The sequence below is a fragment of the Pandoraea sp. NPDC090278 genome (assembly GCF_044772185.1).
Taxonomy (GTDB): domain Bacteria; phylum Pseudomonadota; class Gammaproteobacteria; order Burkholderiales; family Burkholderiaceae; genus Pandoraea.
Map to the genome: position 1 here is coordinate 408372 of NZ_JBIVYJ010000003.1, position 12734 is coordinate 421105.

A 12734-nucleotide genomic window follows, 5' to 3' on the forward strand; every position below is an offset into this window, starting at 1 on the left:
TCGTCGGCGCAACGCGAGACAGAAAATGCGCGCGCTGGATGTCGGTGCCTGCGCGTCGAATCGGGGCAAGAAGGTGAGCGCACACAGTAAAACCTCGCATCAACCCCCGCGCGCCGGGCGCACGGCCGCGATGGGCCTCGCATTCTACCCGAGCGCCAACGTGCTCCCGACCTGATAGCGCTCCATAAACGGCAGCCGCCATACAGCGACGCATCACCATCTCGGTGAAAAAGCGATGCCACCTCTGCCACTTCAGCACATCCATCGACAGGCTCCGCTCCGAATATTTTTTCACTTGCGAATCTGTAACATATCACACAGTATGTCACAAACTATATTACGCCTTATGAACAAACACAACGTCCCGCGATGAGGGCTCCGGGGGATGTTGGCTTGACCGCGTCATCCATGGATTTCTACTTAGGGGTCGGAAATGGCAACGAACAGCAAGCGTCGGCAGGTCGTAAGAAGTCTCGGTGCTGTCGCCGCAGGGTGGGCTACCGGCGGGTGGCAGATGGCCGGGGCGCAAGACCGGAGTCAGGGCGAGCTGACGTTGTCGCTCGATTTCACCGCGCTGGGCCGTCACACACCGTGGTATGTCGCGTTGGGCAAGGGCTACTTCAAACAGGCCGGACTCAACGTAAAGATCGTGCCGGGGCAGGGCACAGCGCAAGCCATCCAGGCACTTGAATCCGGCATCGCGCAGTTCGCGTTTTCAGATGTGGTGTCCGTCGCGCTGGCGAAAGCGCGCGGCGCGAGCAGCGCGAAGTTCGTCGCGATGAACTATCAGAGCGCTCCCTACGCAGTGTTCTCGCTCGCTCAAGGGGCGAACGTCACCAAGCCCGAGCAACTCAACGGGCTGGAAATCGCCAGCGGCGCGGGAAGTTTTTCGCCCAAGGTCATTCAGGGCTTCATGAAGCAGCACCGGCTGGATCCGGGCTCGGTCAAGTTCGTCAACGTCGATGGCGCAGCGCGCGTGGGCATGCTGCTCAGCAAGAAAGTGCCCTCCATCGAAAACTTCATCTTTACGCAAGTCGGGTTGGAAAAGGTGCTCCCTGGCGGGCAACTGAGCACGTTGCTGCTTGCCGATCACGGGCTCGAACTTTACGCGAACGGTTTGCTGGTCAAAGAGGACATGCTCAAGTCCCGGTCCGACACCGTCCGTGCCTTCGTCAAGGCTGCCATGCAAGGCTGGCGTGACACGATTGCGGATCCGCAAGCGGCCAGCGAGATCATGGCGAACTACGTGCCAGGCATTAATCGCGAAGTCGTCGTCGGCGAGATCAAGCTGCTGAGCGTGCTCGCACAGAGTGCCGATACCCGCCGATTCGGTATGGGATGGATCGATGCGGGGCGCATGCAACGAAGCGTCGATTTCATCGCGCAGAACATCGGCATTCCGGGCGCACCACTTTCTGCGGCGTCACTATTCACGACCGACTTCCTGCCCAAGGGGACGGCATGAACGCGCGGCTCGACACGACCGGCATAGGCGGCAAGAGCGATGTAACGCCAACTGAAGCCGTGTTTGCCTCCATCGAAGACGTCAGCAAGATCTATCCGCCGCGTGGCAAGAACGGCGAGACGGTCGCGCTCGAAGCGGTGAGCTGCGCGTTCGACGCCGGACAACTGGTTTCGCTCCTTGGGCCAAGCGGCTGCGGAAAAACGACATTGCTGCGGATCGTGGCCGGATTGACCAAGTCGACGACGGGTGTGGTCAAGATCCGTGGAAAAGCGATCAGCGGCCCCCAGCGTGACTTCGGCTTCGTGTTTCAGAGCGCTAATCTCATGCCCTGGCGCAATGTACTGGCCAACGTGATGTTCCCGATGGAGATCCTCGGGAAGGCCGACAAAGCCGCCAAGACCCGAGCGCACGAGTTGCTCACGCTGGTGGGGTTGGACGCCTTCACCAGTGCGCGACCGCACGAGCTTTCCGGAGGCATGCAGCAACGGGTGGCGTTGTGTCGCGCGTTGATCCATGCGCCACGGCTGCTATTGATGGATGAGCCGTTCGGTGCGCTGGACGATTTCACGCGCATGGAGATGCACGATCTCCTGCTGTCCGTTCGGGAACACACGCGCGCTGCCGTCATGTTCGTCACGCACAGCATTTCCGAAGCCGTCTATTTGTCCGACGAAGTCCTCGTGTTCAGTAAGCGTCCGGCAAAAATCGCGGAACGCATCACGATCGACTTCCCCTATCCCAGATCGCAGGCACTCCGGTTCACGCCGAAATTTACGGCTTACGAACATCAGGCCAGCACTGCACTCGGAGTCGTGAAATGAAGACACTGAACCTTCGTGTGATCGGGTATCCCACGTTCGGCATCGTGCTGCTTCTGGTCGTCTGGCAGCTGTACGTGGTGATGTTCCACGTGTCTATTGCAGTGCTTCCGACGCCCGTTCAGATCGCGCAGTCATTCGTCGACGACCGGGCGGCGCTCTTGTCGCAAGGATGGGTCACGCTTCAGGAGTGCGTCTACGGATTTGCGCTGGCGTTCATCGTTGGCGTCCCCATCGCCTTTGCCATTGCGAATTCACCGATATTGAACCGGATGTTCTATCCGCTCCTCATCGCAATGCAGTCGGTGCCTAAGGTGGCGCTCGCCCCTATCGTGCTGGTCTGGCTGGGCACGGGCATCGAATCGAAGCTCGCACTGGTGTGGCTGGTCGCGTTCTTTCCGATCGTCGTGGATACCGCCACAGGGTTACGAACCACGCCGGTCAACCTGATCGAACTGGCCACGTCGCTGAGGGCGACACGCATGCAGATCTTTCTCAAGATCCAGATGCCTGCCGCGCTTCCGCACGTAATCTCCGGCGCAAAAATCGCAGTGACGCTTGCAGTGATCGGCGCAGTGATCGGCGAGTTTGTGGGCAGTACCGAAGGTCTCGGCAATCTGCTGCTGGTTGCCAATTCGCAACTGAATACGCCGCTCGCGTTTGCCGCGCTGATTTCGTTGGCTTTGCTCGGTCTGCTGCTTTATCTGGCGATTGCCGCCATCGAATTCGCGCTTCGTCCGTGGTTGCCGCATACGGCAGAGATGGCGGGCGCTGTCTGAGTACACGTTCCTTTGTGATGTCGATACATAACGGGAGTCACTTTCATGAGCGGTAACGACAAGCAGACAAAGACGGCCGGTGCGCCGATGCCTTCGATGGCCGAGATACTGCTGCACAGCGAAAAGATGCCCTGGCGGGACAAATCGCTTGCCGGTGTGGCGGAGAAAATGTTCTGGCGCGACGACGAAACCGGTGCGTCGATTGCGCTGATCAAGTTTTCGAAGGGCGCGGGCATTCCAGCGCCGCATTCACACGCGTCCAATCAGTTTATGTACTGCCTGAGCGGCAAGTACGAATACACGTCCACGGGCGTCACGCTGTTGCCCGGCAGCTTCTATTGCAACCCGAAAGGCAATGTTCACGGCCCGACGATTGCGCACGAGGAGACCGTCGTTGTCGAGATTTACGACGGTCCGCACTATCCGCAGAAGCCCGATTGGTACACGGATGAACGCGATGCTCACTGACAACTCGTCGATCCGTGTACCGACCGACACGCTACGTGAACTGGTCGTGAGTCTGCTGGTTGCCGAAGGGGTCTCGGTGGATGTGGCGAGGTCGGTCGCCGATCCGCTGATTGCCGCAGATCTGGGGGGGAAAGCGTCACACGGCGTCATGCTGCTGCCCATGTACATCGAGCGGATTCGCGCAGGCGCTGTCAGCAAGGGGGAATTCGCACAGGTGGCGCATGACGCTAAGGCTGTCGTCGTACTCGATGCCGCAAATGTCTTTGGCCAGGTGAGCGCGAAACAAGCCATCACGCTCGCGATAGAACGCGCCCGACGTTACGGGCTGGCGATGGTCACCGTACGAAACGCATTCCATTTCGGTGAAGCCGGATTCTGGGCAAGAAAAATGGCCGATGCGGGATGCGTCGGCATTGCGATGGCGAACACCCGCCCGTTGATGCCCGCACCCGGCGGAGCGCAACGGGTGATAGGCAACAACCCACTGGCGATTGCGATGCCGCACGCCGACGAGATTCCGGTGGAACTCGACATGGCCATGAGCGCAAGCGCCATGGGCAAGATCCGTCTCGCGCAAGGGGCAGGGCAAGAGATACCCGAGGGCTGGGCCGTCGACGCGCAGGGCATGCCGACTCGCGACGCAACCAAGGCCATCGCCGGGATGCTGCTCCCCGCAGCAGGACCGAAAGGCTTCGGTCTGGCTTTCATGATCGATCTGCTTTGTGGCGGCCTGTCGGACGGTGGTGTGGCCGACGAAGTGCAACCGCTCTACGGCGCCAACGCTACCCCGTACAACAGCGCGCAGGCATTTCTGGCAATCGATGCCTCGCAATTCGGTTTGCAACGGCCGCTCGAACAGCGCGCATCCGACTTGGCCGCCAAGGTCCGCACGTCGACCCCCGCGGCCGGTACGGAACGGCTTTACAGCCCGGGAGAGATCAGCTGGCAGATCGCTCAGGCAAATGGGCAGACATGCCCGGTCGCCGTCGACGTTGCACGACAACTTGCCGGACTGGCGAGCGTCGCGGGTGTGCAAGCACCGGCGGCGTGGACAGATCTCTGAAGCAACCTACCGCCTCATCACGTTAACGACAGCAGGCTAACGACAGGACTTTCATCATGGCGAAAGAGCAAATCAGCACCGACGCACTGCGCACGCCCAATGGGCACTTCTCGCAAGCGACGACCATCGAAGCGAAGGGAAAGCTCGTGTTCATCTCCGGGATGACTGCTCGACGTCCCGACGGCACGATCGCGGGCGTCGGCGACATCGAAGCGCAGACCCGTCAGGTCTGCGAGAACATCAAGAGTGCTGTCACGGCCGCTGGCGGCACGCTTGCGGACGTTTGCCGCGTCGATGTCTACGTGCGCAACATGGAGCACTTCGAGGCCATCCACAAGGTGCGACGCGAGTATTTCCACCCGCCGCTGCCCGCTTCCACGATGGTCGAGGTGACCAAGATGGTCTCGCCCGACTATCTCATCGAGATCAACGCCATCGCGGTCTTGCCGCAGGCCTGATGGCTGAAGTCTGAGACATCGCATCGATAGATCGTGACTACCCACTGAGGAGCATCATGGCTTTCGCAACACTGCAATACAACGGCGAGAAGCGCATCGCCGTCAAACGAGATGACGATTGGGTCGTTCTGCCCGCGTCGATGGGCGACATGGTGGCACTGATCGGCGGCGGCAAGGACGCTCTGGCGCAAGCTCGGCGCTATGCGACGTCACCCGATGCCCCTCGCGTGGCGGACAGAGAAGCGCATCTTCTCGCGCCGATTCAGCGCTTCTCTCGCGACGTGCTCTGCACCGGTTGGAACTACTGGGATCACTTCGAAGAGGGCAAGGGAAAGCGCGAGGGACAGGACGTTCCCCCGCCCACGGCCCCGACGTTCTTCACTAAGGCGCCGGATACGGTGATCGGGCCGGTCGATGGCATCGCGTACGACGCATCGCTGTCCGCCAAATGGGACTACGAAGCCGAGATGGTGGTCATCATCGGCAAGACCGGACGGAGCATCCCGGTTGAGGATGCGATGGACTACGTGTGGGGCTATTGTCTGGCCAACGACATCTCTCAGCGCGATCTTCAGCGACGTCATGGCGGGCAATGGTTGAAGGGCAAGAGTATCGACGGAACCATGCCGTTGGGGCCGTGGCTCACGCCAGCAGACGAAGTCGATCCCGCGAACGTCCATCTAGAGTGCGTCGTCAATGGCACGGTGCTTCAGTCGGCGAGCACGCGACTCATGGCCTTCTCGATTCCCGAACTGATCGCGGAGTTGTCGTTTGGTATGACGCTTCGTGCCGGTGACGTCTTGCTCACGGGGACGCCCAGCGGCGTAGGCAACGCGCGCGAGCCGCAAGTATTTCTCCACGAAGGCGATGAGGTGATCGTGCGTGGGAGCGGCCTCGGCGAACTCAAAAATCGGATGACGTCCGTTGATCTGCACGGCAAATCCGGCATCCGGATCGGTGCCTGATTTACCGCATTTCCCTTTCGAGGTTCCTTATGACAACGTCTGCTGTAGAGGGCCTGAACGGCTTCGGCATGACCGTACCCGATCTGGATGTCGCCCAACGTTTTTACACAACGTTCGGATTGGATGTGCGCCGCTCCGACGATGGCAGGGCGCTTCTGTGTAATTCCCCGGGACGATCCAGCAACGAAATCGTGTTGATGCAAGGTGAGAAGAAGCGGCTGCATCACCTCTCCTTTCGCATCGCGCCGACATCGGTCGCGGGCATGACCCAGCGTGTCGAGGCGGCAGGGATCAAGGGCTATCCCTGCGCCCCGGACGGATGGCAGCGCGAGGGGCTCTGGTTCGAGGATCCGTGGGGAACATGGATTCACCTGAATCCGGAGAACGCCGCTGCATTGCCGCGTGTGGAGGTCCCCGCCTTCAATTTCGGTGGTGCTGCCGATCGCGTCGACATCAATTTGTGGCAAACCCTTGAGAAAGACAGGCCGCCATTGCGGATCGGGCACCTGCTCATCTTCACACCCGAATGGGCGCGTGCCGAGCGGTTCTACTCGGACGTACTGGGCTTGCGAACGACGGACCGCGCCGCTGGCAAGGTCGCGTTCATGGCGGCGGGGCAGGGCGTCATCGATCATCATTGTTTCGGGCTGATCAACAGCTCTCACCGGGGCTTCCAACACGCGAGCTTCCAGGTGCCGAGCTTTGACGACATCGGCTACGGTGCGTGGCGAATGCGCGAAGCGGGATACGGTGACGGCTTCGGTCCGGGGCGGCATGCGATCGCCTCCAATCTGTTTCACTATGTGCGCGATCCGTGGGGGAGCTGGGTGGAGTTCTACGCGGACATGGACAAGATCACCGACCGGTGGCTTTGCCGCGACTGGAACGATTTGCCCTACACATGGGGACCGCGTTGGTCGCCGGAGTTTTGGGGCAAGGAAATGAACGCCAATCTCGAACCCAGTTGATGGGTAGACGTAGTGAGTTCGGAGTCGACATGGAAACCACACGCATTGCGCTGGATGTTCATGCGCACCTGGCCCCGATCGATGAGGCCCGGCTGTCCACGATGGCGAACGTCCAATGGGACAGCGCAGCACGACGGCTCACGCTCGACGGTCACACGATCGGGCTGAGTGCATTGTTCTCGCCCGCAGCGCTGATCGAGTGGATGGATCAACAGGGCGTCGCGCAAACATGGGTATCGATACCGCCGCCGATGTATCGACAATCGCTGGATCAAGCCGCGTCGTCGATGTGGTGCGCGTATGTCAATGACGGGTTGCGAGAGGTTTGCGAGCGCTTCCCGTCGCGTCTGTCCGCATTGCTGCACCTGCCGCTCGAACATCCCGAACTCGCCACTCGGCTAGTGCTGGAAAACAAAGGGACGTTTCGCTACGCGGCGGCGGCGGGGGGCTACGAGGGAACGCTCTCTGACGCCGCTTACGAGCCACTCTGGGCGTCGTTGAATGCGCAATCTGCCTTTCTGTTCCTTCACCCGGGGCAGTGCTGCGACACCCGCCTGAGCAAGTTCTATCTGGAGAACTTGATGGGTAACCCGATAGAGACGACCGTCGCGGCGTCGCATCTCGCTTTCGGAGGCGTGGCGGTCCGGTATCCGGCCATTCGCTTTTGTCTCGCGCACGGCGGTGGCGCTACGGCGATGCTTGCCGGGCGATACGAGCGCGGCTATCGAACGTCCCGACCGGGTGTCGATGTGACGCTACCTTCCCCGCGTGGCATCTTCTCCCGCTTTTACGTCGACTCCATTACGCACGATGACGGCGCGTTAGCGCTGAGTGAGTCCGTCTTCGGCTCGGACAAGGTCGTGTTCGGCTCCGACTGGCCGTTCCCGATGGGTTTGCTCAAGCCGCACGACGACTTGTCCGGACTCGACGAGTCGCGTCGACATGCCATCCTGATGGGAAATGCATCGGCACTCGCCGAGACGTAACTCCGCGTAATACAGGCTTACAAATTCGCGAAGGCATTGCGTCAACATGAGTCGCAGAGCGGGCGTTTATTTGAGCAGGCGCCCCCTCATTTCAACTCACTACGGAAGAGCGACTCATGAAACCCACAACTATTCTCATGGCACTGTGCGCAGCGTTGGTGGCGAATGCCGCGTTCGCAGACGAGCTTCACGACAAGGCGATGGCCGCCACGCATGACCTTCAGCGATCCATCGAAGAAATGCACGTCATCCAGATGGAGCACGGTGGCGAGTTCGGTGGCCACATGGCGCGTGCAGAGGAACTGGCCCGCCAGGCAGAGCGTGAACGTGTCGCAGCGCTCGAATACTATCGAGCACGGCATCCCGGCTGGCAGTAACTGCTGCCTGGAATTCTGACGCAAACGTTGGGATGAACCATCATGAAAACCAAATCCTGTTACGTCCTGGTCGTGCCGCTGCTGCTGGCGGCCTCATTGTCCGGTTGCGTCGTCGCACCGGTTGAACCGGCAGAGGTGGCCCCGGCTGGTGTCGTGTATGTGGCGCCGGTCGGCGTGATACCGGGCCCCGGCTATTCGTGGCGCTATCACCCGCACTATGGTTGGGGGTGGTGGCACCCGCGCTACGGCTGGCATCGCGGTTGGCACTAATGTTTGACGATGCGCGCGAGCCCGTGCGCATCGACCCCTTCAGTCCCTCCAACCCCGTCATCCCTTGTGCACCCGCCGGTCGGCGGGGCGCGTCACCTCAAGACCTGCCGTTCTCCTGAGTCGTTTCGATGAGCAAACGACCGGTTCAAATGCCGTCTTCCGGCGGCCCTCTCCGCACAAACCCTGATATACCAGTCCCTTGACAGTCGTAATTTGTCGGCAGATGGTATACAGAATACTGAAATGCGTACCCCATCATGACAAACTTCACGATTGACGCTTTCGATCATCCCCTGGGAACGACGCTGGCTGAACCCGCAGCAAGGCCCGCCAGCACAGGTTTCCCCTGGCACCACGCCTCAATGGAGGCCGTGCAAGCGGCGCTCCATCGCGGCGACATGACCTCGGTCGAACTCGTGCAAGCGTGCGAAAGCGTCTGGCGTGAGGCCAACCCTCGACTCAACGCCGTCGTCGTGAGCGATTTCGAGCAAGCGTACCTGACTGCCCGGGAGCGTGATGCGCAGCGACGGGCAGGGCTTGCGCGAGGGCCGCTGCACGGGGTGCCGTTCACCATTAAAGAATCGTTCGACGTGCTCGGCTGGCCCACGACCGTTGGCGATCCCGCGTTCGCAGACAACACGGCAACGCGACATGCCACTGTCGTACAGCGTCTGGTCGATGCGGGTGCCATCCTGCTCGGCAAGACCAATGTGCCGCTTTGGTTGCGCGACTGGCAGAGCTACAACGCCGTGTACGGCACCACGCGCAATCCGCACGATCTGTCGCGCACCCCGGGAGGGTCGTCGGGCGGGAGCGCGGCCGCCGTCTGTTCCGGGATGGCGTTCTTCGACGTGGGCTCCGATATCGGTTCCTCGATTCGCAATCCCGCGCACTATTGCGGCATCTTTTCCCATAAGAGCACCCACGGTCTCATACCGCTCGACGGTCACGGGTTGCCCGGCGGGGTGACGTTCCCCGACATCAATGTCGCGGGCCCGCTCGCCCGCAGTGCGGCCGACTTGCGCCATGTGCTCGGTGCGCTCGTCGGCCCGTCGGTCGATGCGGCCTGCGCAGTACGCATCGAGCTTCCGTCATGCGACGTCGACGACCTGCGTCAGGTTCGCTTCGGCATTCTCCCGAATCATCCCGTTGCGGAGGTCGATGCCACGGTCGAGCAATGCCTCGTGGATCTGGGCAAGACGCTTGAGCGTGAAGGCGCTCAAGTCGTTTGGGACGCGCGTCCGGCACTGGACGCAGCTGAACTCCTGCGGGTGTACACGCTGCTGCTGCGTGCGGCGACTTGCGGGTATTTGTCCGACGAGGCTTATGCGTCCGCACAGACGGCGGCGCGGGATGTCGCGCACGACGATTTGCGCTACGCCTCGCTCCAGCACACCGGCGCGGCGCTGAGTCATCGCGACTGGCTGCGTCTGCAACCGCTGCGTGAGGGGTATGCCGCTGCGTGGCGCACGCTGTTCGAGCAGGTGGATGTTCTGCTCTGTCCGGTGGCCGCGACGCCAGCATTTCCGTTGAACGAGGCCGGTGCGCCGTGGCAACGCACCCTCGACGTGAACGGTCGCGCGCAGCCGCTCACCACACAGCTTTTCTGGGCAGGCCATTCAGGCCTGTGCGGTTTGCCCTCGACGGTCGCACCGGCCGGGCGCACCGCGCAGGGTCTGCCTGTCGGCGTACAAATCGTGGCACCGCTGTACCACGACTTGCGCGCCATCCGCGTCGCCGAACTGCTTGAAGCGGCCGGTTACGCTTTTGTTCCACCGGCCTGAGGCAACACCCTTTTCATTACCGACGATCCCACAGAACCAAGACAACTCAAGGAGGACACCACCATGTCCTGGCTCAGTTCACTATCGAGAAACGAGAAGCGCGCCTTTGCGGGCACGTTCATCGGCCATACGGTCGACGTCTACGACTTCATGATTTATTCCTTCCTCATTCCGGTGTTGCTCACCACCTGGAACATGAGCAAGGCAACGGCGGGCAGTATCGTCACTTACACACTGATCGCTTCGCTCGTCGGCGCGATCGGCGCAGGCCTGCTGGCAGACCGCTACGGCCGGGTCAGGATTCTGCGATGGACGATCGCGCTCTTTGCGCTGGCATGCTTCGCATGCGGGCTGGCCAATTCGCCTACGCAACTGGCCGTGCTGCGCATCATCCAGGGGCTGGGCTTCGGCGGCGAGTCGTCGCTGTGCATGGTGCTGGTCATGGAGACGATCCGTAATCCGGCGCACCGCGGCAAGTTCTCGGGATTCACGGCCAGCAGCTATTCCTTCGGCTGGGCGCTGGCGGCACTGGCTTACAGCGCGATTTTCAACTGGCTTCCGCCGGAATGGGCGTGGCGCGTGTGCTTGTTCATCGGCGTGGCACCCGCATTGCTGGTGTTCTGGCTGCGTCGCAATCTCGAAGAGCCGGAAGCCTTCACGCGCACGCTGGCCGAGCGCAGTCAGACGAGCCCATTGACGACGATTCGTGGCGTGTTCAAGGGGCGACTCGCAGCCCGCACGCTCTGGTGCAGTCTGCTCTCCGGAGGCATGCTCGGCTCGTATTACGCCATCGCAACGTGGATGCCCACGTGGCTCAAGACCGAGCGTGGTCTCTCGGTGACGGGCACTGGACTGTGGCTGGCGATCACCATCATTGGCTCCATCGTGGGTTATGCCGTGGGCGCATGGTGCACCGACAAGCTGGGCAGACGCCCGACCTACATCCTGTTCGCGATCGGGGCCTTCGTGATGAGCATCGCGTACATGCTGATCCCCGCGCCTATGCCGGTCATGATGGTGTTGGGTTTCCTGATGGGCGTCCTGATGCAGGGGACGTTTGCCGGGGTCGCCGCCACCATCTCCGAGACGTATCCGCATGAGATTCGGGCGACGGGCTACGGCGTGGCCTATAACGCCGGACGTGTGATCGGCTCCGTGTTTCCCTTCATGGCAGGTTGGCTCGCCAGCGGTCACACCACGCTGACGCTCGCGATTCCCGTCGTGGCGGCTGTCGGTTACGGACTTGTCGTCATCGCGGCGATCATGCTGCCCGAGACCAACGGTATCGCGCTCGACGCCATTGAACCCGTCGGTAGCGACAACGCATCTGCAGTACCGGCCGCGCACATCGGCACCCATGCCGCACCGCAGGCCGCCACCGTTGGCCGTTCGGCCGACTGACCTTTCCCGGAAAGACTACTGATTCACTCGTTTCGTCGTATTGGCATTTTTTGCAAAACAGTATACCGTATACAAAAATCATCCGATCCAGCGCTTAGGGATCGTTCACCTGGCAATCAAAGGAGTTGGACATGGCAGAGCTGATGGACCGCGAAACCTTCCGCGCGGCACTCGAAGAGGCAATCAAGGGCAAGAGCGCGAACAAGGCGCCGTTTAGCGTGGCGTGGGCGAGCGGCAAGCTCTCTCGCGCGCATCTCGCCCGCTGGGCCGAGAACCACTACCACTACGTCGGGCCGTTTGCCGACTATCTCGGCTATCTGTATGCGCGTACGCCGGATCACATGACGGAGGCGAAGGACTTCCTGCTCGCGAACATGTACGAGGAGGAGATTGGCGGTGATCGCCACACCGATCTGCTGATCCGCTTCGCAGAAGCCTGCGGCACGACGCGTGAACGTGTCGTCGATCCGGATAACATGTCGCCGACAACGCGCGGACTGCAAAGCTGGTGCTACGCCGTGGCCATGCGCGAAGACCCTGTGGTCGCCGTGGCGGGGCTGGTGGTGGGGCTTGAGTCGCAGGTGCCGTCGATCTACCGCAAGCAGACGCCTACGCTGCGCGACACCTACAAGTTCACCGACGAGGAAGTCGAGTTCTTCGATCTGCACATCGTGTCCGACGAGATTCACGGCGAGCGCGGCTACCAGATCGTGCTGGAGAACGCGAACACGCCGGAGCTTCAGGCGCGCTGCCTGAAGATCTGCGAGATCGGTGCGCAAATGCGCCTGTTGTATACCACGGCGCTTTACTACGACTACGTGGAGAAGGAGCTGCCGCTGCCGGAACTTGGGCTGGCGGCCTGACGGACGTAGTACCGCGCTCCTGTGCCACGCATGACAGGCAGGGGAGCGCGGCCCCTCGGCTTCTTTGCA

At 61.4% G+C, this 12734-nt stretch carries 14 protein-coding genes; all 14 read left to right on the forward strand.

The window, feature by feature from the left end; genetic code table 11:
• The first annotated feature begins 433 nt into the window (after nucleotides 1-433).
• The 14 genes from ACIQWO_RS14120 (at nucleotide 434) to ACIQWO_RS14185 (ending at nucleotide 12665) form a co-directional block, all read left to right on the forward strand.
• Nucleotides 434-1465: an ABC transporter substrate-binding protein gene (locus tag ACIQWO_RS14120; protein WP_402824797.1), complete on the forward strand. Its 1032-nt coding sequence runs from the start codon at nucleotides 434-436 to the stop codon at nucleotides 1463-1465.
• Entirely contained in the window at nucleotides 1462-2286 is an 825-nt protein-coding gene (locus ACIQWO_RS14125; protein WP_402824800.1) for an ABC transporter ATP-binding protein, read from the forward strand. The genes ACIQWO_RS14120 and ACIQWO_RS14125 overlap by 4 nt, the downstream gene beginning before the upstream one ends.
• The gene (locus ACIQWO_RS14130; protein WP_402824803.1) at nucleotides 2283-3062 is read left to right on the forward strand and encodes an ABC transporter permease; all 780 of its coding nucleotides are present in this window, start codon (nucleotides 2283-2285) and stop codon (nucleotides 3060-3062) included. Before ACIQWO_RS14125 ends, ACIQWO_RS14130 begins: the two co-directional genes overlap by 4 nt.
• A 45-nt stretch (nucleotides 3063-3107) precedes the next feature.
• On the forward strand, nucleotides 3108-3530 hold the full coding sequence (locus tag ACIQWO_RS14135; RefSeq protein ID WP_402824806.1) for a cupin domain-containing protein: 423 nt from the start codon (nucleotides 3108-3110) through the stop codon (nucleotides 3528-3530).
• Nucleotides 3520-4593, forward strand: a complete 1074-nt coding sequence (locus ACIQWO_RS14140; RefSeq protein ID WP_402824809.1) for an Ldh family oxidoreductase — start codon at nucleotides 3520-3522, stop codon at nucleotides 4591-4593. The genes ACIQWO_RS14135 and ACIQWO_RS14140 overlap by 11 nt, the downstream gene beginning before the upstream one ends.
• Before the next feature lie 56 nt (nucleotides 4594-4649).
• Nucleotides 4650-5051: a RidA family protein gene (locus ACIQWO_RS14145; RefSeq protein WP_150663397.1), complete on the forward strand. Its 402-nt coding sequence runs from the start codon at nucleotides 4650-4652 to the stop codon at nucleotides 5049-5051.
• A gap of 56 nt (nucleotides 5052-5107) precedes the next feature.
• Nucleotides 5108-6016 carry a fumarylacetoacetate hydrolase family protein gene (locus ACIQWO_RS14150; protein ID WP_402824814.1) on the forward strand — a complete coding sequence of 303 codons (909 nt, stop codon included), beginning with the start codon at nucleotides 5108-5110 and terminating at the stop codon, nucleotides 6014-6016.
• A gap of 29 nt (nucleotides 6017-6045) precedes the next feature.
• The gene (locus ACIQWO_RS14155) at nucleotides 6046-6984 is read left to right on the forward strand and encodes a VOC family protein (protein ID WP_402824817.1); all 939 of its coding nucleotides are present in this window, start codon (nucleotides 6046-6048) and stop codon (nucleotides 6982-6984) included.
• Nucleotides 6985-7013: 29 nt separating this feature from the next.
• On the forward strand, nucleotides 7014-7970 hold the full coding sequence (locus tag ACIQWO_RS14160) for an amidohydrolase family protein (RefSeq protein ID WP_402824820.1): 957 nt from the start codon (nucleotides 7014-7016) through the stop codon (nucleotides 7968-7970).
• A gap of 116 nt (nucleotides 7971-8086) precedes the next feature.
• Nucleotides 8087-8347: a hypothetical protein gene (locus ACIQWO_RS14165; RefSeq protein ID WP_150740676.1), complete on the forward strand. Its 261-nt coding sequence runs from the start codon at nucleotides 8087-8089 to the stop codon at nucleotides 8345-8347.
• Between the two features lie 42 nt (nucleotides 8348-8389).
• Nucleotides 8390-8617 (forward strand): hypothetical protein, encoded by a 228-nt coding sequence (locus ACIQWO_RS14170; RefSeq protein ID WP_402824825.1) that lies wholly within the window; start codon nucleotides 8390-8392, stop codon nucleotides 8615-8617.
• 257 nt (nucleotides 8618-8874) lie between these two features.
• Nucleotides 8875-10401: an amidase gene (locus ACIQWO_RS14175; RefSeq protein WP_402824828.1), complete on the forward strand. Its 1527-nt coding sequence runs from the start codon at nucleotides 8875-8877 to the stop codon at nucleotides 10399-10401.
• A gap of 63 nt (nucleotides 10402-10464) precedes the next feature.
• Nucleotides 10465-11802, forward strand: coding sequence for an MFS transporter (locus ACIQWO_RS14180; RefSeq protein ID WP_402824831.1), 1338 nt, complete (start codon nucleotides 10465-10467; stop codon nucleotides 11800-11802).
• A 131-nt stretch (nucleotides 11803-11933) separates the two neighbouring features.
• Nucleotides 11934-12665, forward strand: a complete 732-nt coding sequence (locus ACIQWO_RS14185) for a TenA family transcriptional regulator (RefSeq protein ID WP_039397245.1) — start codon at nucleotides 11934-11936, stop codon at nucleotides 12663-12665.
• The last annotated feature ends 69 nt before the right edge of the window (nucleotides 12666-12734 follow it).